This window comes from Paraburkholderia sp. UCT31 (assembly GCF_014397655.1).
GTDB classification, from domain to species: domain Bacteria; phylum Pseudomonadota; class Gammaproteobacteria; order Burkholderiales; family Burkholderiaceae; genus Paraburkholderia; species Paraburkholderia tuberum.
This window is the reverse complement of sequence record NZ_VZQP01000010.1, coordinates 167087-188140: the sequence shown is the minus strand read 5'-3', so window position 1 is coordinate 188140 and position 21054 is coordinate 167087. Positions and strand designations below refer to the sequence as shown.

General features: G+C 58.5%; 26 protein-coding genes. 13 read left to right on the top strand and 13 right to left on the bottom strand.

Features of this window, described 5'->3' with window-relative positions:
- Positions 1-280: 280 nt before the first annotated feature.
- The 5 genes from F6X40_RS11310 (at position 281) to F6X40_RS11290 (ending at position 3391) form a co-directional block, all read left to right on the top strand.
- Positions 281-538, top strand: a complete 258-nt coding sequence (locus F6X40_RS11310) for a hypothetical protein (RefSeq protein ID WP_187627916.1) — start codon at positions 281-283, stop codon at positions 536-538.
- Positions 535-1125: a hypothetical protein gene (locus F6X40_RS11305; protein WP_187627915.1), complete on the top strand. Its 591-nt coding sequence runs from the start codon at positions 535-537 to the stop codon at positions 1123-1125. Before F6X40_RS11310 ends, F6X40_RS11305 begins: the two co-directional genes overlap by 4 nt.
- 285 nt (positions 1126-1410) lie before the next feature.
- Positions 1411-1881 (top strand): hypothetical protein, encoded by a 471-nt coding sequence (locus F6X40_RS11300; protein ID WP_187627914.1) that lies wholly within the window; start codon positions 1411-1413, stop codon positions 1879-1881.
- Positions 1882-2022: 141 nt separating this feature from the next.
- Positions 2023-2172 (top strand): hypothetical protein, encoded by a 150-nt coding sequence (locus F6X40_RS11295; RefSeq protein ID WP_187627913.1) that lies wholly within the window; start codon positions 2023-2025, stop codon positions 2170-2172.
- Between the two features lie 427 nt (positions 2173-2599).
- Positions 2600-3391, top strand: a complete 792-nt coding sequence (locus F6X40_RS11290) for a hypothetical protein (RefSeq protein ID WP_187627912.1) — start codon at positions 2600-2602, stop codon at positions 3389-3391.
- A gap of 289 nt (positions 3392-3680) precedes the next feature.
- On the opposite strand, the gene F6X40_RS11285 is transcribed toward F6X40_RS11290, so the two are convergent.
- The 4 genes from F6X40_RS11285 to F6X40_RS11270 form a co-directional block, all read right to left on the bottom strand.
- The gene (locus tag F6X40_RS11285) at positions 3681-4289 is read right to left on the bottom strand and encodes a hypothetical protein (RefSeq protein ID WP_187627911.1); all 609 of its coding nucleotides are present in this window, start codon (positions 4287-4289) and stop codon (positions 3681-3683) included.
- Between the two features lie 210 nt (positions 4290-4499).
- Positions 4500-5153, bottom strand: a complete 654-nt coding sequence (locus F6X40_RS11280; protein ID WP_187627910.1) for a hypothetical protein — start codon at positions 5151-5153, stop codon at positions 4500-4502.
- 635 nt (positions 5154-5788) lie between these two features.
- A complete protein-coding gene (locus tag F6X40_RS11275; RefSeq protein WP_187627909.1) occupies positions 5789-6649 on the bottom strand; it encodes a hypothetical protein in 861 nt (286 codons plus the stop codon).
- Between the two features lie 374 nt (positions 6650-7023).
- A complete protein-coding gene (locus F6X40_RS11270; protein ID WP_187627908.1) occupies positions 7024-7452 on the bottom strand; it encodes a hypothetical protein in 429 nt (142 codons plus the stop codon).
- A 175-nt stretch (positions 7453-7627) separates the two neighbouring features.
- Between F6X40_RS11270 and F6X40_RS11265 the strand changes: the two genes are divergently transcribed.
- Positions 7628-8086: a hypothetical protein gene (locus F6X40_RS11265; RefSeq protein WP_187627907.1), complete on the top strand. Its 459-nt coding sequence runs from the start codon at positions 7628-7630 to the stop codon at positions 8084-8086.
- 121 nt (positions 8087-8207) lie between these two features.
- Positions 8208-8705, top strand: coding sequence for a hypothetical protein (locus tag F6X40_RS11260; RefSeq protein ID WP_187627906.1), 498 nt, complete (start codon positions 8208-8210; stop codon positions 8703-8705).
- 207 nt (positions 8706-8912) lie between these two features.
- On the opposite strand, the gene F6X40_RS11255 is transcribed toward F6X40_RS11260, so the two are convergent.
- Positions 8913-10160, bottom strand: coding sequence for a hypothetical protein (locus F6X40_RS11255; RefSeq protein WP_187627905.1), 1248 nt, complete (start codon positions 10158-10160; stop codon positions 8913-8915).
- A 176-nt stretch (positions 10161-10336) separates the two neighbouring features.
- Here F6X40_RS11255 and F6X40_RS11250 point away from each other — a divergent pair, with 176 nt between their 5' ends.
- On the top strand, positions 10337-10843 hold the full coding sequence (locus F6X40_RS11250) for a CreA family protein (RefSeq protein WP_187627904.1): 507 nt from the start codon (positions 10337-10339) through the stop codon (positions 10841-10843).
- Between the two features lie 210 nt (positions 10844-11053).
- On the opposite strand, the gene F6X40_RS11245 is transcribed toward F6X40_RS11250, so the two are convergent.
- A complete protein-coding gene (locus F6X40_RS11245) occupies positions 11054-11641 on the bottom strand; it encodes a regulatory protein RecX (RefSeq protein WP_187627903.1) in 588 nt (195 codons plus the stop codon).
- Positions 11638-12180 (bottom strand): hypothetical protein, encoded by a 543-nt coding sequence (locus F6X40_RS11240; RefSeq protein ID WP_187627902.1) that lies wholly within the window; start codon positions 12178-12180, stop codon positions 11638-11640. Before F6X40_RS11240 ends, F6X40_RS11245 begins: the two co-directional genes overlap by 4 nt.
- A gap of 228 nt (positions 12181-12408) precedes the next feature.
- Here F6X40_RS11240 and F6X40_RS11235 point away from each other — a divergent pair, with 228 nt between their 5' ends.
- Positions 12409-13380, top strand: a complete 972-nt coding sequence (locus tag F6X40_RS11235) for a hypothetical protein (RefSeq protein ID WP_187627901.1) — start codon at positions 12409-12411, stop codon at positions 13378-13380.
- A 140-nt stretch (positions 13381-13520) separates the two neighbouring features.
- Here F6X40_RS11235 and F6X40_RS11230 read toward each other — a convergent pair whose 3' ends face one another.
- Positions 13521-14048, bottom strand: a complete 528-nt coding sequence (locus F6X40_RS11230; protein ID WP_187627900.1) for a phasin family protein — start codon at positions 14046-14048, stop codon at positions 13521-13523.
- A 398-nt stretch (positions 14049-14446) separates the two neighbouring features.
- Positions 14447-14632 (bottom strand): hypothetical protein, encoded by a 186-nt coding sequence (locus tag F6X40_RS11225; RefSeq protein ID WP_187627899.1) that lies wholly within the window; start codon positions 14630-14632, stop codon positions 14447-14449.
- Between the two features lie 540 nt (positions 14633-15172).
- Here F6X40_RS11225 and F6X40_RS11220 point away from each other — a divergent pair.
- The 3 genes from F6X40_RS11220 to F6X40_RS11210 all read left to right on the top strand — a co-directional run bounded on the left by F6X40_RS11220 (position 15173) and on the right by F6X40_RS11210 (position 18294).
- The gene (locus F6X40_RS11220) at positions 15173-15922 is read left to right on the top strand and encodes a 3-ketoacyl-ACP reductase (RefSeq protein ID WP_410452395.1); all 750 of its coding nucleotides are present in this window, start codon (positions 15173-15175) and stop codon (positions 15920-15922) included.
- A 323-nt stretch (positions 15923-16245) separates the two neighbouring features.
- Positions 16246-17814 (top strand): RNA-guided endonuclease InsQ/TnpB family protein, encoded by a 1569-nt coding sequence (locus F6X40_RS11215; RefSeq protein ID WP_187627898.1) that lies wholly within the window; start codon positions 16246-16248, stop codon positions 17812-17814.
- Positions 17815-17988: 174 nt separating this feature from the next.
- Entirely contained in the window at positions 17989-18294 is a 306-nt protein-coding gene (locus F6X40_RS11210; protein ID WP_187627897.1) for a hypothetical protein, read from the top strand.
- Between the two features lie 142 nt (positions 18295-18436).
- On the opposite strand, the gene F6X40_RS11205 is transcribed toward F6X40_RS11210, so the two are convergent.
- On the bottom strand, positions 18437-18718 hold the full coding sequence (locus F6X40_RS11205; protein ID WP_187627896.1) for a hypothetical protein: 282 nt from the start codon (positions 18716-18718) through the stop codon (positions 18437-18439).
- Positions 18719-18790: 72 nt separating this feature from the next.
- On the opposite strand from F6X40_RS11205, the gene F6X40_RS11200 reads away from it, so the two are divergent.
- Positions 18791-19051 (top strand): hypothetical protein, encoded by a 261-nt coding sequence (locus F6X40_RS11200; protein ID WP_187627895.1) that lies wholly within the window; start codon positions 18791-18793, stop codon positions 19049-19051.
- A gap of 484 nt (positions 19052-19535) precedes the next feature.
- Here the strand turns inward: F6X40_RS11200 and F6X40_RS11195 are convergent, their stop codons facing one another.
- The 3 genes from F6X40_RS11195 to F6X40_RS11185 form a co-directional block, all read right to left on the bottom strand.
- Positions 19536-20150: a hypothetical protein gene (locus F6X40_RS11195; RefSeq protein ID WP_187627894.1), complete on the bottom strand. Its 615-nt coding sequence runs from the start codon at positions 20148-20150 to the stop codon at positions 19536-19538.
- A 3-nt stretch (positions 20151-20153) separates the two neighbouring features.
- The gene (locus tag F6X40_RS11190) at positions 20154-20546 is read right to left on the bottom strand and encodes a hypothetical protein (RefSeq protein WP_187627893.1); all 393 of its coding nucleotides are present in this window, start codon (positions 20544-20546) and stop codon (positions 20154-20156) included.
- Positions 20547-20680: 134 nt separating this feature from the next.
- Complete coding sequence (locus F6X40_RS11185) at positions 20681-20965, bottom strand: hypothetical protein (protein ID WP_187627892.1); 285 nt, start codon at positions 20963-20965, stop codon at positions 20681-20683.
- Between the last annotated feature and the right edge of the window lie 89 nt (positions 20966-21054).

The window sequence follows — 21054 nt, the reverse complement described above, 5'->3', positions numbered from 1 at the left end:
TTGTTCCGAGGGCACGTAGAGCTCCGAGAAGGAGCAGCGCTGTATCTTTCGTTACATTTCCTCGAAACTTCTCGCTATATGCCCTTTTTACGCCGCTCCACTTTTAAGTGGAAGATGACCCGCTGGTATCACAGTCGAGCTTCGAATACATAGGCAGAGCGTTTAGACACAACCCGCGTGCGGCCTGCCGATTGCGGCACGGAGGGTCTTGCAGACCGACACAGGACTGTAGTAGGGAGAAGGACCTATACTGGCGAGGACAGCTAGACACGAGGGGTCTATGAAAGAACGCACCAACGAAGCAATGGTTCAAGACGCGGCACCGGAAGGTTTCATCTCGGTACAAGACCGTCTTCCGACGTGGACGGATGGCCGCACTACCGACAGAAAGGTCTACGTTGAAGCTCGACGAGAGTACGGGGCGATTCGGGAAGTTGGTTTTTACCTAGCAAGTCCGAACGGCGCCTGGGACGACTCGGACTACGCACCGGGGATGCGAGTGACTCACTGGAAGCCGAAAAGAGGAATCAAGGAATGAACGAAGCAACACAGAAAGTGCTCGATGGTCTTCAGCTGGACAGGTCCCCTTCTGATAGCGTTCGCGCGCAAGTTCTCGCTGCGATTATCGCGTTCGCGCGAGAAGTCGGAGACGCGGACCTCTCAGAAGGCGCAAGGGCGAAAATGCCCGCTGCAAACCCGTTCCGGCCACCACCCGAGTGGAAGGAGCGCTACCTCACCGGACTCGAGGAGGTAGCCGACGAAGACTGCGGCGTGTATTTCAGTGAGGATGGCGAGCGCTACAGTGTCGAGTACTGGCAGAGTTTCTCTGACGAGCAACGGGCGGCGCGTCTTGCCGACCCGGAACTCGGGTACGAGGATGGCCAAACCGATGGAACCCATCTGAATGGTCCGCTGCCAACGTCCGCATGGATACTTCACTATCTTCGCGGCGTACGGGCGAAAGCAACTGACTCAGTTGCAGAGTCGCTCGAACACCTAGGTCAGCGTCATGCCATTACGTGCTGGCAAGCCTTCACCGATGAAGAACGTTCGGTGCGGGAAGGCGAGCCGGAACACGGATATGCGGACGGCCGGGATGATGCTGCTCGACTGAACGCCGAATAAGCGACACACAGTCAAATTCAAATTTTGATTTGTAAGCCTCGAGCCTTGACACGGCCCGAGGCTTTCTCTTGGGGTCCGCCGCGTACGGATAAACAACAACGCTATTGGAGCTATCCATTTCGTCAAGGCGTCGTGCTCATGAGGTGTCCTCCGTGTCAGCTCCCAAAATGCAAAAGCCGTCGATATTTCTCGAACACCGTCTTTCTTGCTTTTCTCGTCGCATGGGCGGCGGCGGGCATTTCAATACATCGTTGGAAACAGCAGGTCGCGCAGGAGCAGAAACAGTTGAGTGCCGCCTTCAACAAGAATGCGGACCTTGTTGCTAAAGAGCGCAAGCTTTACGCGCCTTGTCTCGACATGAACCCGGAGACGAAAGCGGGGCGCGACTGCTTCGTTGCGGTTGCGCCGAAGCTCACGGACTGGCAAACAACCCGAGCGGCCGCATTGCAACTCAGCCGTTGGATTAGCGTTCACAGGGACGACGCGGCGGCGCGGAACTCCGCCATTGCGCTGATGGACCGGGCGTGGAGCTCGTGGTATCGGGACTATCAGCCCGAGTATGCCAAGCTCGACGCGCTCAACGAGACCACCCGCAATTTCGTCCTCGTGCGGCTCGCTTTGCCCAACAGCACAGCGCCGAAGTTCGAGAATCTATTGTATCGCCTTACCGAAGCGACTGAAGTGGGAGTGCTGTCTCCCGAAGCGGCGCAGCGCCAATTCGACCGCTATCGAGAGCACGGAAGCGGCTTCTGGTAAGCGCATTCCCTTCGTCCACGTCGCCCTGTACGCGCACGTCACGGCACACCCACTCGGAGAAAAGAAGAACGTCACGCCGTCGAGCAGTGTTTGACATTTTAGCTAGACGGTTCAGGACAACTCGAACCGGTGGTGAAAACCATGTCGAAGAAGGAAAAGAAGGCGCAAGTTCAACACCTCACCCTCGATTATGTGCGCAGCCTAGTGCCGCTCGACATGTCGAAAATTGGGGTTCTTCGTACCGGCCAAAGCAAGGTCCGGTCGAAAAAACCCAAAGGCCGGAAAAAATAAAGCGCGCCCAGTCCGCTGGCAGCTAAGCACCGCATCATTTCAAACAGCCACGCTCCGTCGTGGCTGTTCCTGTTTTTGGACCTGCTTTAGCCTCCCGCTGTCGTTCTGAGCGCCGGCAGAAGGGAAGAACAGTCCCTGCTTCGCGCACAAAGGTTCCGCGTCCTGCCTCACACGTCCGCTCGGCCGCACCCCTCTGCATCTCGGCACGATACCGTCCAGTCCGAGCGCATACCTATACACATCGTAGGCGCGCACTGTCGCCTTCCGTCTGCGTCCCATCCCGGGAATGGTGAATTAAACAGTGTTTTGAGGAAACACCCCTGAGTACCTTCGTCTATCCCGCGAAGCGTCCTTCGGTAATGCAGGCAATCGACACGATATTGAACGTGATGTGGCGCTTCAAGCGCATATTCGAAAGGAAATCAAAATGCTGCACATTTACAATGCAAAGTCCGCCAAGAAAGCCGCTCGTGCTTTTGAGAAGTTCGCTGAAAAGCTCGGCATGTCTTTCAAGCATGGTCAGGCACTTGACGCACTCGCAATCATGACCGGCTTCCAAAGCTGGGCAGGGCTTGAGACCAGTGTCTCCGAAGAGGCTCTGAATGCAAGACTTGGAGAGGTCGAGCGTCGGCATATCGCCGACAACGCCGATAACCGTTACGGACAAGAGGCTGCTGTGGTTGCTCACAACGGCTTCGAACTTCGCTACGATTGCGACCAGGAGCTGCTGACGTATGTGCGTATATGTGACCCACTCGGCCGCGAAATCGCATATTGGGTTTCGGAGGAGTGGGAAGCCGACCCGCAGCTCGTAATGGGGGCTATTCTTGGCGCGCTTACGCAGGGCCGGGCCGTAACCCTCATCAACGGCAAGAGGGCTTCGGCGCCGGAAGCGAAGGAAAAGGACCCGGTTATCCAGGATGTGCCCTTCGACAACGTGTCCAATGTGTTAATCAACGGTGCTCCGTACCCCGTACGCTACCGCGACGGTGACGTACTCGCGAAGCTCCTCGAGGAAACGATGGATTCCGACGAGGAAGGAGACTGCTACCACGTCGCTCTTCAGCTATGCGATGACGAGGACGGACTTCTTTTCGAAAAGGTCATCACTCTCGCGACTCTTCGGGGGATGAAGTGGTCTGCAACCAAGCAGGCGTTCATCGGCGAAAACGGGCACGTGTACGAGTTTTACGTTCAGCGCAAGTTCGGTACTGCCTAATCGAAACGAGTGACGGTTGGTGCTCGTAGCGTGCGACGTCTATCGCGCCGGCGAGCACTAACTTTTCTGATTTCACCCGAGCCCCGTATCCCCGGGGCTCTTTTTCGCGCGGCGGCGTCCGTTAGCCGGCAGTCAAGCCAGACACGACCGACGGCGCAGGATGTCGCGCATTCGCTGCCACCTGCTCTGCGTGATGTAGCCGGGGAAGCACAAGCGGCTACAGGGGCCGCTCAAGGAAAAGCCCGCGACAAAGTCGCGGGCCGAATCAAACGTTATGTGTTACGGGTTGCTACACCGTGCTTTTCGTAGTTGCCGCTGCAAACCCGGCATTGCCGCGCAAGTCCGGCTCGTAGTCCTCCGGTACGGCAAAGACGGCATGAAGCGTCGTCGTCCCGACCATGCTCCACGTACCTTCGAACGAAATCGTTTTGCCTTCGAATCGCTTGAGGCTCTCGACGGTCTCCCCCACCGGAAGCTCGAACAAGCGAAGCCAGTCGGCTTCCTCGGGCAATGTGTCTACCCCAGCGTACCTCCTGAGGGTGCCGCGAGCCTTCCGCGCTTCGAGGAACTGCGTCAGCTGCGGCGCAATCTCGAAAGGCACCTCCTCGAACTCCTCTTCCACCGTGCGCTTCATCATGACGAGGTTCGCTTTCGGAATTCCGGTCATCGACGGACGCTCGTACGTCGGCTCAACGTAACGGGAGCGAGGCTGCAAGGCTAAAGCGACCGCTTCCTCCGTTTCAACCTCCCAGACGCGAAGATAGTCGTCGGCCGGGTCAACGGTAAGCTCGACCCTGTGCACCGTGTCGTAATCGTCGCCACGGACGTATCGTACGAACGCACCGGTCGTTTTGTCGCGCAAGCAGTACGTGATTCGCTTCTCTTTCATGAATTTCATGGCCTCTTATTTGGAACACCGGTAAATTCAGTGTAGACACGCGGAAAGACAGCCCCCTCGGACAACGACTGTCGTCGCTCGAAACACACGAGATACATCGAAGAAACCGCAGCAGGGCCGTGCCCGTTTGCACCAGCCAAATACGCGGACGGCTCGGCTAACGCGACGCTAGCCGGCGGAGGAGGCGAACCTCATCCGCCCGCCGTCGTGTTACTGCCGGACGAAATTGATAACGTAGTTCGCGCTGCCTGAGCTGTAGCCGTTAGGCACATCCATCCACTGCACGGTGAGGGTACCGGTCTGTGTGCTTCCAGCTGCCACCCAGGATGCGGGGTTGATTCTGAGCAGGGTGGTGCAGGATGCGCCGCCGGCGAGACTGCCCCCGCAAGTGCCACCCGAAGTACCGGAGATTTGCCCGCTCGCATTACTGCCGACATAAATACCCAGATTGGACATCGCGTCACCGCCCAGGTTCGAAAGCGTCACCGTCACGAGCTGGTTTGCGCCGACCGCTATCGAGCCGACATTGTCCGGATTCGCCGGCGAAAACGACGCCTGGGCGATGCCTGTCGGGGCCGCCACGGTTCCGGTTACAGGAATCGGCCCGTAGACATGGCCTCCGGGCATCGGGTCGTTACACGCACCCGTCACGCAGGCCAGATACTGCCACTGCACAAACTCGTTCGTTGAATCCGTAAACGTCTTTCCCGGCGTCTCCCCAGACATGGGGCTGAACGTGACGTCAAGCGTGCAGGTTGCGTTCGGCGGCATTGAACTGGCGTTAGCCGCACAGTCTGATTCCGCCACGGTCACGAACGGGTAGTTATTAAGATTGCTAGGCCAGTAGTTCAGGCGCAGCGCCATACCCGTCGTATTGGTGAAAACTATCTTGTACTTTTGGCTGCTCCCAGCTGTGGCACTGAAGGGACTCGGCGTATTCGCGCTTGGAGCGCCGCTTACGGCCGCTACCTGCCCGGACGCGGGGGAGGTGGAGGATGGCGGAGCAGACGGGGAGCCCGATGTTTGGCTTGCACCGCCGGCAGCCGTTAGTAGTCCCTGCACCCGCACCCGGAATGTGTACATCTGGGCGGCGGCCACAGGGAACGTCACGCCACCGAAAAGCGCTATGAGCACGAAAATGCGTAGAACTCTGTTCATTCTAATCCTGATGATAAAAGCCCATTTGGGCATCGCAGCTACTTTCCGCGCTGCTATTTTTATTTGCTTGCCGACGCGATATGACTGTTCGTTACGCGCGCGACCCTGTAGGGGCGAGCAGATGTGCTTCAAGCACTCTCGCACCGGCTACCTTGTATAGAGACTGGAACCCGCAGGCTTAAACGGCGAAAAACTAATCCTTTTCTTTACCGACCCGCGAAAGTCCGGCAGGAAAGCGGTCGGCCACCGCCGCAGCGGCAGCCCCTTTCCTGGGGACTCGTCCAAAGAAAGAGCCGCGCAAGCGCGCGGCTCTGAATTACACCAGCATTCCCGTTCGAGTGCTACGGTCGAATCTGTGTTGCGCCAAAACGGCGCTTCGTGTCCCAGTCAGGAACGACCCAGAACCTCCCGGCCTGAAGCATCGTCCTGCGTTGTCCGCCTTCCTCCAGATACACTGAGGACACACGCATGCCGAAGTCCCGAACTACCTTGTCAAGTTCCTCCGTAAGCATCAGCGGTCCTTCACTGCCTTTGGAAGCATAAGAACGCGCGTACGACGCCGAACCAACGTACACCTGTCCGTCCGACATGACAACCGTCGCAGGATAGATGTCTATCGCGTCCCGCTCATATTCATCCGTTTCGGGCTTGAGCCAGAGCTCAAGTCCGTTGGATAAGCGGATTGCGTTCTCAGCTATGGGCCGCCCATCCAAAATATCCGCGAAGGATACCCCGATAGCCGACGGCGCGGTTTCCCCTTGGGGCTGGCAACTGAACGCCGTCTTCCCCCGAAGTTCCTGAATCGTCTCCTGAGAGTAGGGGCTCGGGAAGGCTAACAACCACAGTCCCGCGTGAATCGGCCCCTTGAGGGTACACAGGGAACCCGCCTCGTGCAGACGAACACCTTGGGCGCGATGCAGCAAAGCCACGAATCGAGAAAATACCCAATCTCCTGCCTTGACTTGCTCCGGGTTCAGGTAATGCCAGACCGGCGGCGCGTCAATGATGCGCTTTGCCGCCTCTACAGCAACCTTCGGGTTACGCGGGTCCACGTCGTTGGCGAGAGCCTGCCAGTCGACGTAGCCGAGCGCACGTGCGACGGCTTCCTGCGCGAGACTGATTTTGACTTCAATACCTTCTGCCATCAGAAAATCACGGACGATATAAGCTGCCCGGCTTGGCGTCGGTTGGATAACTTGCATGTTGGATACTCCTTGGTAGCGCGCAGAAAACCGCGAGCTATGCTGTCCTCATTGCACGCCTGCTTTCTGCGCGTTGGCAAGAAGCATGGTGAGTGTTGACCTTGAAATGCCCGATTCGCCAGACTCCCGGAGGAGCGAGGACGGCGCGCTGGGCGGCGCGTAACGAGTATAGCTCGCACACGACACTTCGAACAAGAGAAGGAGTACGCGCGCGAGCGCGCGCGGATGGCAATGACTGGCCTGGGAAATAGGAAGGGGAACCGGAAAGGAACGGTTCGATGGAACTAGTCCGCGCCTTGAACAACCGCAGACGGACCTCACCAAAACTAAAAGCCCCTCGACGAGCGAGGGGCTTCGAATCAATTACGCAATTTTCACGCGCGGTCGGATGGAAGTGCGGCGACCTTTATAACGCCGCTTACGATAAGGGCGACGTTCAGAACTGCCAGCAAAGTGCCCGACGTCGAGACAGCCACATCCCGCCCTATGAAAAACGCAACCACCGGGAAAAGCAAGTTACAAACAATCGAACCCTGCATGCACAACAGGAAGCGCCGAGGGGACACGAAGACCCAGTAGCAAACACAAAGCATCTGCATCCCAAACTGGCTCGAAAAATCGTCGGCCAGCGCGCTGCGCATCGCCGCAGCAAGCATGAACAGGGCGAACGCCGTCCCCACGGCCCAGTTCGAGGGAACGCTGCTGCCCGCATAACCCTTGGGGAGACGCGCGGACAGGCCACCGCCATGCGCCATCGTTTCATAACCTGAATTTTCGCTGCTGGCTTCCATCGAATTAAACATAACGTCCTCTTAAAAGAAAAGTGCCTCTGATGTATAGAGAAGCAGCGGCCAGGAATGAACTGCGCGCGGTAGCCGGCGGCGCGCGGTTCACTCGACGTGCCGCATCGGCAGGACTCGCCCGCTTTCCCTATACGGAGGAGGCAATAACCTTTTACATTCAGACACCGGAGCCAATATGACCACACCCTTGAAATACACCGTCGGCGGCGCACTGCTGCTCGCTTTCGGACTTGTCACCTGGACGCTTTTCGCGCCCATGCTGCCGTCGTTCTGGACTTTTCTCGAGATGCGCCCATCGCTCGGCCTGACGCTTTTCCTTGTGGCCGGGCCGTACCTGCTGCTGAGCGCAAAAGACCTGTTCAGCAGCTACCGCTTCTCCGCATACCACGCGGGTCAAAGTGCTGTGCTCGTCCTCGTCGGACTCGTCGGAATCAATACCGCCGGGGACCTTAACGATGGACGTTTCGCGGGAGTAATTCAATGGCTCAAGAACGCGCTACCAGTCGTGCCCGGGAATGGCATCTCATACATTGTATGGCTGACCGGTACGTTGTCTGTTCTCGGCGTCTTTCTGGGTGCAGTTTACGTCCTGTACGCGATAGCGTCCATCACGTTCTTCTCGCGCAGGGCCTGAAGGTCAGCTTCCGATAATTTACAAATCCCCTCTTACGAGGGGATTTTCCTTTACAATCGGCTGATTGTGGGTCAACCCAGTCGCGGCCACGGCCCTCGCAAGCATCAAGTCAAAGCTCGTCATGGAACAATTGAACATCGAACGCATCAAGAAAGCAGCGGCTGTCAGCGTCGCAGCGGCAATCTGGGCGGAGGCCAACCCGCTGCCTCCGACCCACCCGGACAAAGCACGCCGGCTTTTCATCGCGGCTGACGCCTTAGACTGCACCAACTCCGACCCAAGCATTCTCGCGTTCCACAGCGAGAAGGACCCGAACGAGCCCGATGCTTTCTTTTTGCTCAGGCATCTCGACCTGCTTGAAGTCCTTCCGAAACACCGGCGGCCGCGCTACAAGGTACGTCCGACCGACTGGGGCGTTTACAGCCGCGCCATGCGAGGCCTGCACACGTTTCTGGACAAAGGCCTATCGGACAAGAAACTGTCCCGGCTGGAGCATGCTGACGTCAACGGCATGCTTGCATTCATTCAAGCTGTGGCGGCGTTCATGCCGAATGATGTGCGCGCAGCACTGTCGCCGAGAACAGACAAGACCCACGCGCTCTCAGATTCAGTCGCTTAACGACGGCGCACGCGGAAATCCTGGAACCGCTACTAGCAGCCGTTACACCGGTGACGTCGGGCAGACCCGGCGTCCGTCGCCGTCGCTCGATGTTCCGAGCATTAAAGGCGGGATTTCGGGCGCAGTTAGATTTAAGGGACCGGATTTCTTGCGCGCCCGTGTTAGCCCGGTTTTACCGCTTCGCGCTAGCCGGCGCCGCCAGGGCACTCAGGGCGCCGAAGCCGAGACTGCATTGATATTCCACTTTCCAGCAAAGTAATGCTGCAGTCGCAGGCGCTCGGCGGCGGTCAGGACGTGATTGTAGATGACGATTTCCCCGATAACACCGTCGAAGTACGAAGTGGCTGATGACGGCGCACCACGCCCTACATCGAGGCCAAACGCAGAAATCGGCAACGGACCGCTCAGCGTCTGCGAACCCGTGACCCGATTGAGTGAGGCGCTCACGCCGGCACCGCTCACATATGAACCTTCGTACAACCCGGTCGCCGAAGGCAGCAACGCGCCGCTGGGCGTCACGGACACGGCGGAGCTGGTGGTGACCCCAAACGTGTAGACGGGCGCGCTCGGGCCTCCTGTGAACCCCAAGGAGTATGCCGCCGTCGAAGTGCTGTTCTGGTAGAAAACGCCGGTGTCCGGCCCATAAGAGTTTGCGTTGACGACAGCGAATGAATCGAGCGTGGTAAGCGCAATGGAACTCGCTGCGTTGACTTCCAGATATTGTTTGCCCGCGCCTGTGAAAGCCACGGCGGGAAACCCCGTGGCGGTGTTCGCCTGGTAAGTCGGACGATTTGACGAGTACGCAATCGCATTGTTCTTGTTGCCGGACTTATCGTTCCATTGATAGACCGTGCCGCCAGACAGCATGACAGTCGATGCATCCTGACCATCGAGCCATAGAGCCAGTCCAGGGATAGACGCCGGGCTGAAGTTCGCTGCGGGCGTGACGAAGTAGGTCAAAGCGACGTTCGACGAGTATTTGCTTGTGTCGATGCTCGTGGTCGAGCCGCAATTGGCTTTGCCGCCCTGTGTGACGAAGTACTGGGCGGGCGAATAGACGTACTTGAGCCGGGCGAACGCCTTAAATAACCCCTCGGACGCGCCGCCCGGGTTCTGAGGGGTCGCGCTGAGACAAAACCAGTTTTGAGCGCGCGTGGCGTTGTAGCCGTAGGACCACTGAAAGCCTACGGGAGCAGGCGGTGTGACGGGAGTCACCTGCCCGAATGTCGTGAGAATGCCCCCGTCGGCTGCGCCGTAATTCACCGTTGGCGTAGCACCGCTGTGGGCATTGCCGTATGCGCTGTAAAGACTTTCGAGCGAGCTGACACTTGTCTGCACCTGAGCAAACGCCTTGGACGTGACGCCCGTTTCCATGTTCGGCCCGACGTAGAGACCGATAAGCACCACCCCGACCGTCAGCACGATGGACATTATGACAATGATGAGCTCGGCCATTGCGGAATTGATAAGAGAGAGACCTGAAGGCCCGCTCTACTTGCGGGGCATGTCCCCTATAGCGAGCCGGTTTAAGCAACGATACGGCGGCGCAAGCATTGAATCCGGGTTTCTTCCGCGAAACCCTGGCTAAAACTGAGCGCTATACCGGTCTTTAACCTGAGGCCATGCTTGCAATGAAAGTCGTTCGAATCCTCGCACCGGTAGCCGTGGTAGTCGTGTTGTTGATTGTCGCTGCATTCACTGCGCTTCACCTGGTGCGCTCGTCTTCCGGCGAAGAGCTGGCCACAGTCAACACCAACTTCAGGATGGGTGGCTCCGACAAGCTTTCACTTACCGTGTACGACGACGAAGCGGTAAGGGGTGTCTCGTGCTACATCTCGCGGCCAGAGACGGGCGGCTGGAAGGGCACAGTGGGGATGGCGGAAGACAAGAGCGACGCTAGCATCTCATGCGTCGCAACGGGCAAGATTGAAATACCTGCGCCGCTGCCACAACAAGCCGACGTCTTCAATGAACGACTCTCTGTTGGATTCAAGACTCTCCACGTGATTCGCGTCGTCGACCGGAAGCGCAACACGCTCACTTACTGGACACATTCCGACCACGTGCTTGGCGGCAGCCCGAAGAACGACCTGTCGGTGGTGCCGGTGCCGGCCTCCACCCCGATTCCTGTCAGGTAAGGGGAACTCCGGACGCAATGCTTGCCTCCGGGCAAGCGCGCCCTCAAAACTTCGCGCAGACCGGGCAACGTGGCTCAGTATCGATTGCGTGAATGTTGCGACTGCAAGAAGAAGGCGGTTCCCTCGAAGAATTAATTGGCAGGAAGCCCGCCTGAAGAGTGGACTCTTCTGCCCGCGACGACAAGCTCTGTACCCCCAAGCTCGCCTCAGTCATTCGTCGAACGTCGCGTCCTCATCGATAGAACGCGCACCGAGCGAGGCCATCGCTATCTTGATGGAATCGGAACCGAAACCCCGATACATCAAAAACCGGTGAGCCTTCTGGCGCAACTCCCGCGTGAGTTCCTTGCCTTTGAAGCGCGCGGCAACCCGCACCGCGCGGTCGGCTTCCGGTTCGATGTCCTCGAGCTGGGCTTCAATCACTCCCGCCTCGATGCCTTTGGCCTTCAGCGTTTGCTTGAGCCTGTAATTGCCATGTCGGCCGGCGGCCGATTGCGACTTCATGCGCGCGTAGCGCTCATCCGATTGAAAACGATGCTCCTGAGCGAACGAGAGCGCCGCGTCCGCATCCTCCGCCGGGTATCCGCGCCGGATGAGCTTCGCCCGCAGGTCTGCCGCGCTGTACTCGTGACGCGCGAGTAACCAGACGAGATAGGACTTCGCGCTCTGTTTCGGCGGCACGAGGGTTCCGTCTTCGTTCCGCTTCGGACCGTTGCGACGCGGCGTGCGCTTCGCGCGCACACCGGAGGAGTCCGGGTCGCCGGCCTTTGTCTTGCGCGCTGAAGCAAAAGCGCTCACGACGCCACCTTCACCTGCGGCGTCACTTCGGCCTGGAAACCCGAAGCGACAACCGCTGGACTGACAAGGAACGAACCGGCGAGGATTTTCTTCACCTCGAGTTGCCCCGCTGGGTAAAACCGTTTCAGGCTGTCAAAGATGGTTTGGCCGGCCACGTCAACCGGCTCCGGCAGCACCACGACCTGCGCCGCGACGCCTTCTTCGCCTGTGAATCGCAGCAGCCACGCGCGTCGCCCGCTTTCGACCGGGGTTTCCCGCACCGCCAGGACACCCGGCCTTGCTTGCGCGCCGCCATTGGCCTCTCCATCAGTCTCGCCGGCGGCGTCGTCGGTGCCCGGCAGCATGAAAGAATCGCGCGGTCCACTTATCGGGTCTGCCAATTCGATAACTCCGTTATGAACCGACCGAAGCGTATCGTAGCCAGTGCGCTGAAAACGATTTTCGATTTCGAGCAGCACTTCATGCTCCAGGCGAAAGTCGACGACACAAAGCTTTGTGGGAAGGCCCGGGCCGTCCACCAGATAAATCTGACTACCCATTTCCAGGAAGTTCCTTCTGCTAGAGGGTCTAAGGCGGCCAGCCGCGCGATGCAAGGGCTTCCACATCTGGGCGAATGCTGACCCGGCCGACGAACGTTTTGTAAAGCAATGAGACGGTCATAACTTTACATTACCGCTGCCGTTCGCGCCAGCGGGCTAAATTTCGTTTTTTCCTTATTTTTCTTGGGGAAAATCTAAAACGCGTGTCTCCGGTATCTAGACGCTGGCATGAACGCAAACACCCAGACCCCCAGTCAGAAAGAAGGCTACGCTTTTGGCGAGTCGCAGGCCATTGAACGGACCGCCAACAGCGTTTTGCTCCCACAGTTCAACACGCACTTCGGCGCGCGATTCAGGGAAGCCGGCATGGAGCAGCAGAAAGACGGCGTCGACTTTCTGTTCAAGACGGCGGTAGCGGACACCGCGCGCGACCTGCGCGTGGAGATGAAGGCGGAGTCATACCCCCAGAACTGCTTCCTCGAGTTCCTGCAAGCCATCCAGAGCAATCGGAAATTTGACAATGGGTGGGTCTTCAAGAACACCGCCGACTATCTGATGCTCGTCAACATGCCCGCGTTGTATGTGCTCGTAGTGCATCGTGCGACCTGGCTGAAACTGGGCATCACGATGGCCGCCAATGCAATCGACTTTGGCAAGAAGCCCATCTACGGCGTGCCGAACGGCGACCGACGTACCGCCGAGCTGAACCGTATTGCCTATGGCGTGCCAATCGCCTACAGCGAGCTGGTGAAGGCGATGGCGAAGGAGGGCGCGTCCTTCGCTGCTTTTGACTTCCGGCCTTGCATCGACGATACCGAGCTCGGGGAAGTCATCCGCAAGGCGCGCAACGCCAGCGAAGACCGCTGGGACGCTGCCCCCGTGCTGCGGCAAGGCCGTTCCGCACGCGGCGAAATGATTTCGGTGCTCAAAAGCGCCGGCCGCGCCCTCGACCCACTCGAGTCAATGCCGGCGTTCCTCGATTCGGTGACGCCGGATGCGGAGGTCACGCGCGTGGTCAATCGCGCGACCTTGTTCCTGTCCCGCGCCGCCACCCAGGCGGTGGTTACGCACTCCGCGCGAATTGCCCAACAGGTCAAAGGGGTGTATCTCGCCCTTTCGCCCGACGTCGAGAAGACTTTCCGCGTTGGCAAGATGAACTTCTATCCGCCTGCGCTCAAAGAGTCCGTACGGACGGCATGAGGGGCACCGGCCATTGAGCGGCGGCGCAATGGCCGCCTAAAAGGGGACCCCCGAACGTCACCGCCCGGCGACCTTGCACGAAAAAGCCGCCGCAATACCATCATGCGGCGGCAATCGCGCTGCTGAGGAAAACGAGGCCCTTATGCCTTCGCGGTGACCGTCTTGCCCGCTTTGTCGATGACTTCGACAGCTTGCTTAGCTGCAGCCTTCGCGTTCTCGTAATGTGCATTTCCGGCATCGCGCGCCGCGCCGAAGCCCGTCTTCCAAAGCGATACAAATGCTTCGCTGCCTGCCGGCGCATTCTTGAACAGATTGTCCAGCAACTCCTGCGATTGTCGAACGTACTCGCCAACCTGCTTCTCGCTGGCCTCGACGATTTCGCCGCGCGTCTCGGCCACGATTTCGTTCACGTGGTGCCAGTAAGCCTGTGCCTTCTCGGTCGAAGCCTGTGCGTTACGCGATTGCAGGGTGAAGAAGGCCTCGGGAGAGCGAACCGTAACGGCTTCCGTCGCGACCGCCTGGTTCTCGGCCAAACTGGCCTTGGTTGCTTTGATATTCAGTTCGACCAGCTTTTCAAAACCTTTGAAGCTGCTTTCAAACAGCTTATAGAGCGCTGATGTGCCTGCTTTCTGGGCTGCAGCAAATTGTTCCGGGACGAGGGTACTCATGCAATTAACTCCATTTAGGGGAAGGGCAAAAGCGTCCAGTCCCATTATTCGGGTCTGAACATTAACTTCGTGTAGTCACGTCCGCGCATTGCAGTGCCGCAACGCGCAAAAGGCCGAAAAACAACCATCTACCAGGACATCCCCTGGCCATATTTTCTGCAACGCACCACTTTCCACGGCCACAAACATTAGGCTTGGCGCCGCCGGTCTGTCAACAGGGTTCGCTCTAACCTAACGGGCGCGGTGCGGCTGATGTCGCCGCGCCACCGTGACAGGTCGAGGTTTGCGGCTCGGGTAGGTATTTTCCCGAGAGACGACCGTCAATGACGGTCCAAAAACAGAAACCCGCCAGGCCGAAACCGTAGCGGGTTGAATCAGGAGATGAAACGTGTTGCCTTTTAATTCATTTGCGCTTTGACGCGCGCATGCACGGCAGCGAAAAACTGACGGCTCGCCTCCTCGAAGTTCGGCCCCAGAAGGTTGTGCTCAGACTTGCGTTCCTTGGAACGGCGAGAGACTTCCGGATTACTGGGTCCTTCGAGAGAGACGTCGCAGGTATTTTCGATTTCGTAGGTCGTGGTCATTATGGCCTCATTCGTGAAATAAAATAAATCTCACCTGTGTAGCCAACTGCCTCGCGGGCTTACTCTTACGGCGTTCCCGAGCGCACCTCGAGCTGGCGGACCGCCGGAGCCCACATGCCCGGCGCATAGTCTGGGCTTCAAGAGCGCGGCGTACCCGCGCATCCTCCTTGCTCAGCTCACGAGGGCTTCGAAGGGCTTTCAAGTTTTCAACCAGGGTCATCGGCTCTCTCAGTCTGTTTTATTTGGCGGCGTCTGAAGCGCCGGACTGGCAATTTAGGCGGATTTGATGACGCGGCGATGACGCTCTTAGTCAGTTGAAGGGATATTTATTCGAGATAGAAGTCTGTGCGGAAGCGCACATAGGGGAAGAAAAATACTTTGTTTAGTTGATTCACTCAACTTCTTTTCCCGCGTCCATTATTGTAGCCTTCTGTCTTTCACGGCAGCGACTGCGAGTGGACCACCTCCAATATCTAACCGAGACATACGCGGACTGAGGCGTAGCCAGTAGCAGCTTTTCGAAACGATTAAATGGAGAAGATGATGACAGAGAAAATGAAAATAGCGTACGTGACCGGGGGCATGGGCGGAATCGGAACGGCTATCAGCCAACGCTTACACAAGGATGGCTTTACGGTAGTCGCCGGCTGCGGACCCAATTCCTCGCGCCGCGAACGATGGCTCGCCGAACAAGCGGAACTGGGCTACTCGTTCATCGCGTCGGAAGGCAATGTAGGCGATTGGGAATCAACGCGCGCTGCTTTCGAAAAGGTGCAGAAGGAGGTCGGCGACATCGACGTCCTCGTGAACAACGCCGGCATCACGAGGGATGGAGTGTTCCGCAAGATGACGCTCGATAACTGGAATGCCGTTATCGACACCAACCTGACGAGTCTTTTCAACGTGACGAAGCAGGTTATTGAGGGGATGGTGACGCGCGGTTGGGGCCGGGTCATCAACATCTCATCGGTCAACGGGCAGAAGGGGCAGTTTGGCCAGACCAACTACTCCACGGCGAAGGCCGGCATCCACGGCTTTACAATGGCACTCGCGCAGGAAGTGGCGACCAAAGGTGTCACCGTCAATACTGTGTCGCCCGGCTACATCGGCACGGACATGGTTCGCGCCGTCAAGCCTGAGGTGCTGCAGACCATCATAGACAGCATCCCGGTCCGTCGCCTCGGCGAACCCTCGGAGATTGCCTCTATGGTCGCATGGCTCGCTGGCGAGGAATCCGGCTTTGCGACCGGCGCGGACTTTTCGCTCAACGGCGGCTTGCACATGAGCTAAGGGCGCCCAGCCGGCGACGCTCGGCCCGCTGGCGGCCTCTCAGGCCCGCAACACGCCCCGTAACGGGGCGTTTCAATTCGTACCGCGCTTTCGGGCGCCGGAGGGACGTCGGAGCGGGACTGTGAACCCATACGTCTCGGCGGCCAACGCGCCGCCTTTCGGCCCAGCCCGTACGCCGGCCTCGACGAACAGGCGCGCACCAGACTCGACACCTTCATCGCGCGATTTAACATCCGGTGCCGTAAGTCCTCCTCCTTCAGGGGGAGGATATAGGCATAGTCGTCCCCCTAGACAGTCCATCGAACGGGCTGTAAGCTTTACATATGCAGACCCAAAAACCTTCACGCGCCAAGCGACAGAAGCGCCCGAAACATTCTGGCGTGGTGCGCGTGTACCGGTTCCCGCTTGACACTAATAGGCAGGAGTCTGCCAAACTTTTCAATACCGTCCACCTCTGTTGGGAGGCTCGCGAGCGGCTGGTCGCGGACCGGGAAGCAGACCGTGTCGCGCAGCGAGCCCTCCGTGCTGCGGGTGAAAAACCGAGGTATCTGACCGTTGCGGACCAGTACATTTCGGTCGCGCGGTTAGCTCGCGACGAACCCCGGTTCGCGGCAGTTCAAAGCCAGGTCCTTCAAAACGTCGCCGTTCGCGTCGACGAAGCGACCAAACGTTGGCTGGAAACGTTCAAGTCCGGTCGACGCGGCGTTCGGCCCCCGCACAGCATCGAGAAAAAAGAGTACACCAGCTTTACCTATCCGCAGTACGGCGCGAGTGCGCGCCTGCGTCACGGTGTTCTTCATCTGTCGAAGCTCGGGCAGTTTCGGGTTCGCGACTACCGACGGATGCGCGGCACGCCCAAGACAGTAACGGTGAAATTCGCGGACGGTCGCTGGTGGGTGCTGATTTCCTGCCACCTCCAGGCGGTCGATGTGTACCGTTCTGCGACTGAGGTTCAGGAGCTGGACGACACGGGCGCGGATACCGGCCTGACGGCGCTGTTGACCACGGCACATGGGGAGGTCTTTGACCCGCCGAAAGCGCTAAAAGAATCACTCGCAAAGCTGCGGCACGAGCAACGCAACATGAGCCGCAAATTCGAGGTCCGGAAGGCTCAATACCTTGAGGAGCAGGCGCGACGGGCCGCGCAAAACGCTGAGCCGCTGCCGGCGCTGCGCGAAATCGCCTATTCGAACCGGCTGAAGAAGCAAATCAGTACCGTCGCGAAGCTCCACACCAAGGCCAAGAATATCCGGCAGTATCACCACCGGAAGATAGCTGACCGTATCGAGAAGACCTACCGGTGCGTCGCGGTTGAAGAGCATCCCATAAAGTTCATGCTGAAAAACCGGAAGCTCGCTCGTTCGGTGGCGGACCGGAGCATCTACGCGCAAAAGCAGCAGCTGAAGTCGAAGCTCGGCAACCGGTACGTCCCGGTCCCGAACAAGCGGCCGGGCATCGGCGGAAACAGCCAATCGTGTTTGTGCGGCGAAGCAGTTCCGAAAAGCCTGAAGGACCGAATTCATGAATGCCCGAAATGCGGGCTGAGGGATAATCGCGATGTCGTTTCAGCAAACATCGCGATGTTGATTGGGTTTGGGCGAGCTCAGTTAATGAGCCGTCCGGCGGCAGGGCTTGCCGTCGTCATACGTGGAGAGACCGAAGAGGTGGGCACGTCGCCGCATCTCGAGCGCGCGAGCGCTTCAGAGGTTTCTGTGAAGCGTACACCTCACGCCAACTTGAGGAAACGAGGAAAGACCGGCGGTGCGAAAGCTACGCCGGCAGCCAAGACCCCGGTGCATCGACCTAAAAAACCGTTGCCCGGTGCGGCGAAATTCCCGATTCCACCGGTCGAAGGGACCGAATCAAGGAAGCACCGTCCTTTAGGGCGGTGAGAATGTCACAACCGTCTGACACGCCTCTCGGGTCCGCCCGGGATGACCTGTCCAGTGGGACGAGGGAGCACACCGATAACCGGCTTTTCAACGAAAGTTATCCGCGATTTGCGGTCGCTATACAATCGTAGCCACGCAAAAGCGGGCTTTAATCTTTTTTTGAGGACAAATTCCGTGGGCACGTGCATCAACTACGAGATTGGCAGTATTCCAAGCGTCATCCTGTTCAGCAACTCGAGCCATGAGACCGAAAGTCCCGAGGAGTTCTTCCGCGCGGCTGTCGAGCGTACAGGGAATTTTCAGACCACGCTCACGCTCGCATTGCTGCAGGCGGCATATACGACTGACAGTGCAAACGGCCGCCACCGTGCGGGCGAGCCGATGTTCTCTGTCGACCTCTACCCGGGTTACAGTGAAAAGGTCTTGCGCGTGAATTACAGGACGAACGACCGTCCGGTCATCGAAGTCCGCAAAGGCTGATAACCCGTGATTCAAAGCGAGCCTCGGTTACCCCGGGACTCGCTTTTTTCTCGCGCGGGCGGCCGGCCGCGCGCCGCTGGCGGGCAGACCCCGGCGGAGGAGGTCCCAAAAGAAACGCCCCGCATGGAGCGCTCCATTTCCTTCACGCTTTCGATTTGCTTTTTGTGCGCTGCTTATCCATTTGAGGGCTTTTCTCGCCCTGCGATTTCCCGGCTGACCTTGCCGGCGCCGCTACCTTTTTCTTGCTCGACATTTCGGCTTCAGTCCCGTGCGCAGGCGTGGCCTTTTTGGGCGATGGCATAGTAACCTCCATAAGTGCTGATGCCGACATGGCACTTCCCACGATAGACGGCGGGTTGCAGAGAATCAAGACAATGCACCCTCCGACCGGCGAAAAATCGTTGTGCGCCGCCTTGAAAAGCATTGCTGGGAACATCCGTTGCGTCGACTAGCACTAGCGGCGACTCAACAGCGCCCGAATCTCAGGGAGACAGTCATGGACAATCTAACGTTTCTTGCGCAGAACACCCGCGACGCGAACCTCGCGCGGACCATCGTTCAAATGCTGCATGCCCTCGTCTTGCACGACGGTATCAAGGCGAGGATGGAGGGCGACGAAATAACTCTGAACTTCATGCCGGAGATTGAAGCGGCGAAGGGTGCGCTCAGAGCGCTCGGCGTAAATCCTGACGAACCGCTTCCGTTCTCGCGCCCGAACACCGGCGCGGACGGGAAGGCGCCCGCGTGGCCGGAATAACCCCGTTCGCCTTTTGGCGTCTCTGCCCCGCCGGCAACGGCCTGCGCTGTGCTCAAAGCGCGGCGCCACTCAGGTCGGTGTCGCCCGCGCGACTGACGCGGTCAACGGCGCTCGGCAGCCACCGCAACTGGTCGCCGTTGCGGCATGTACCGGCGGCGCGGCCGCATTCAGCGTCCGGACCGCCTCAAGCGGGTCCTGTACCAGCGTGCCTGAAAGCGAAAAGCGCTCACCGAAGTGAGCGCAATGGAATCAGGAGACAGCGGAATCAGGAAGAGTCTGGGAAGACTCAAGAGTCGGTAAGACTCAAACAGGCTGAACTTTCGTGCAAATCCACGTGCCTTGAACAAGCACGTGAAACTGGCGGCTGCCATTCGAAATCACGACCTTTTCGGTACGTGACGCGTTGTACGAAACGCCGGCGTTGGGGGTTCTCATAAAAGTTGCTCGCAAGGGGTCTAATAACTTGTATAGCAACCTCGCCGCATCAAACGTAACGATAGCCGCCCGGCGAGAACAACCAATCGATATCCAGCTTCCATTTCTGGGTCGAGCGCTCTTGCCACAGCTTCCAGGCTGCGTCCAGTTCGATATCGAGTTGTTTTTCCGTCCAGTCGTTGACCCACATCATGTGGCGCAGGACGTCATTGTAAATGCCCAGGCGGCGCGCATACCCGAGGTGGTGCGCCTTGTGGCACAGCTTGCACAGCGCAATCAGCTTCTTGAGCTTCTGGGTTTTCGTCGCGGAGTCAAACGTCCACAGCTCATGGCACTCGATGTACGGGTCGCCTCTTTTCCCGCAAATTTCACACCGGTGGCCGGCGGCCGCGTAGCAGTATTTGCGCAGCTTATCCCAGTGTTCCTTCTTCACGCGCGTCCGGACGTTGTCTTCCCAACTCGTGACCGGCAGCATTTCCGGCTTAAGGAACGGGTAGTCCCGCTCGTCCTGCCGGAACATGACTGGCAGCCAGTTGTAAAAGTCATCGTAGTAGTCGTCGGCCGTAATGTAAAACCCGAAGTCCTTGTCGTACCGCCCATTCAGGCTAAAGACCTCCTTCTCATCGAACCACGGTACACAGAGCGGGATGCGCTGCTCGTCCATCGCTCACACCCGGCGGTTCAATCGGTAAGCCGCAATGCTGGCGGTCTTCGCCGCATCATCCTTCTCCGGCCGCACGAGTGGCAGGATGACGCCTCGTACGAATAGTGACACCGCGAACGCGCAAGCGAAGAAGCCTGCGATGTTCCGAAGACCGCTGTTGACGAGTTGATTGACGCGCTCGGGTGTAATCCATATCGCCAGGTTCACGAGGGCCGTCCAGTTCTCGCCCATGTGCGCAGCATCCTGGTGGAAAAACCACAGAAGTATCAGTACGCCGCTCCCCAGCACCCCGATGGTCGCCTCCAGGGCGGAAATCGCGCTTTTCCACAGAACGCGAAGCAGGAATCGACCGCGCGTGCGGCGCCCGGCTGGAGATTGCGTCTTTGCCTTGAACATGTTGTCTTCGAATCCTGAGTGTTTGTGTCGAGTAAATCTTCTAGCGAGCCATTTTGGTCACTGGGAGTGTATATCGCGAGGCGGAGAAGCACACGCCCAAAGTAAAGAAAAGCCCACGCGAGGTGGGCTTTGAATTATGCGGCAGGGCTGTTTAGCTTCCCCGAATCAATCATCGACCGCAGCTGAAGCACTGCGACCTCAATGTCCTCGGGAAGCAGCGGCGGGTTGCGCTTCGCCACCACTTTGGCGACAACTTCGCGAATGGTCGCCGTGTCGTGCTTGTCGGCGTACCGGAGGTACGTGGCTGCAAGAACAACAACGTCCTTTACAGCGACCGAGCTGCGGAGCTTTGACGCCACGAGAGCAAAGTTCTGATAACCCGAGGCGGCGACTTGCGGAAACACGAATTGCAGTTGCATGATGACCTCTCTGAATGGTTTTTTACCTAGTTGGTGTAGCCAACAACCAGCGCAAACATCTAAAAACGCAACCGACGCCATCCTTTACA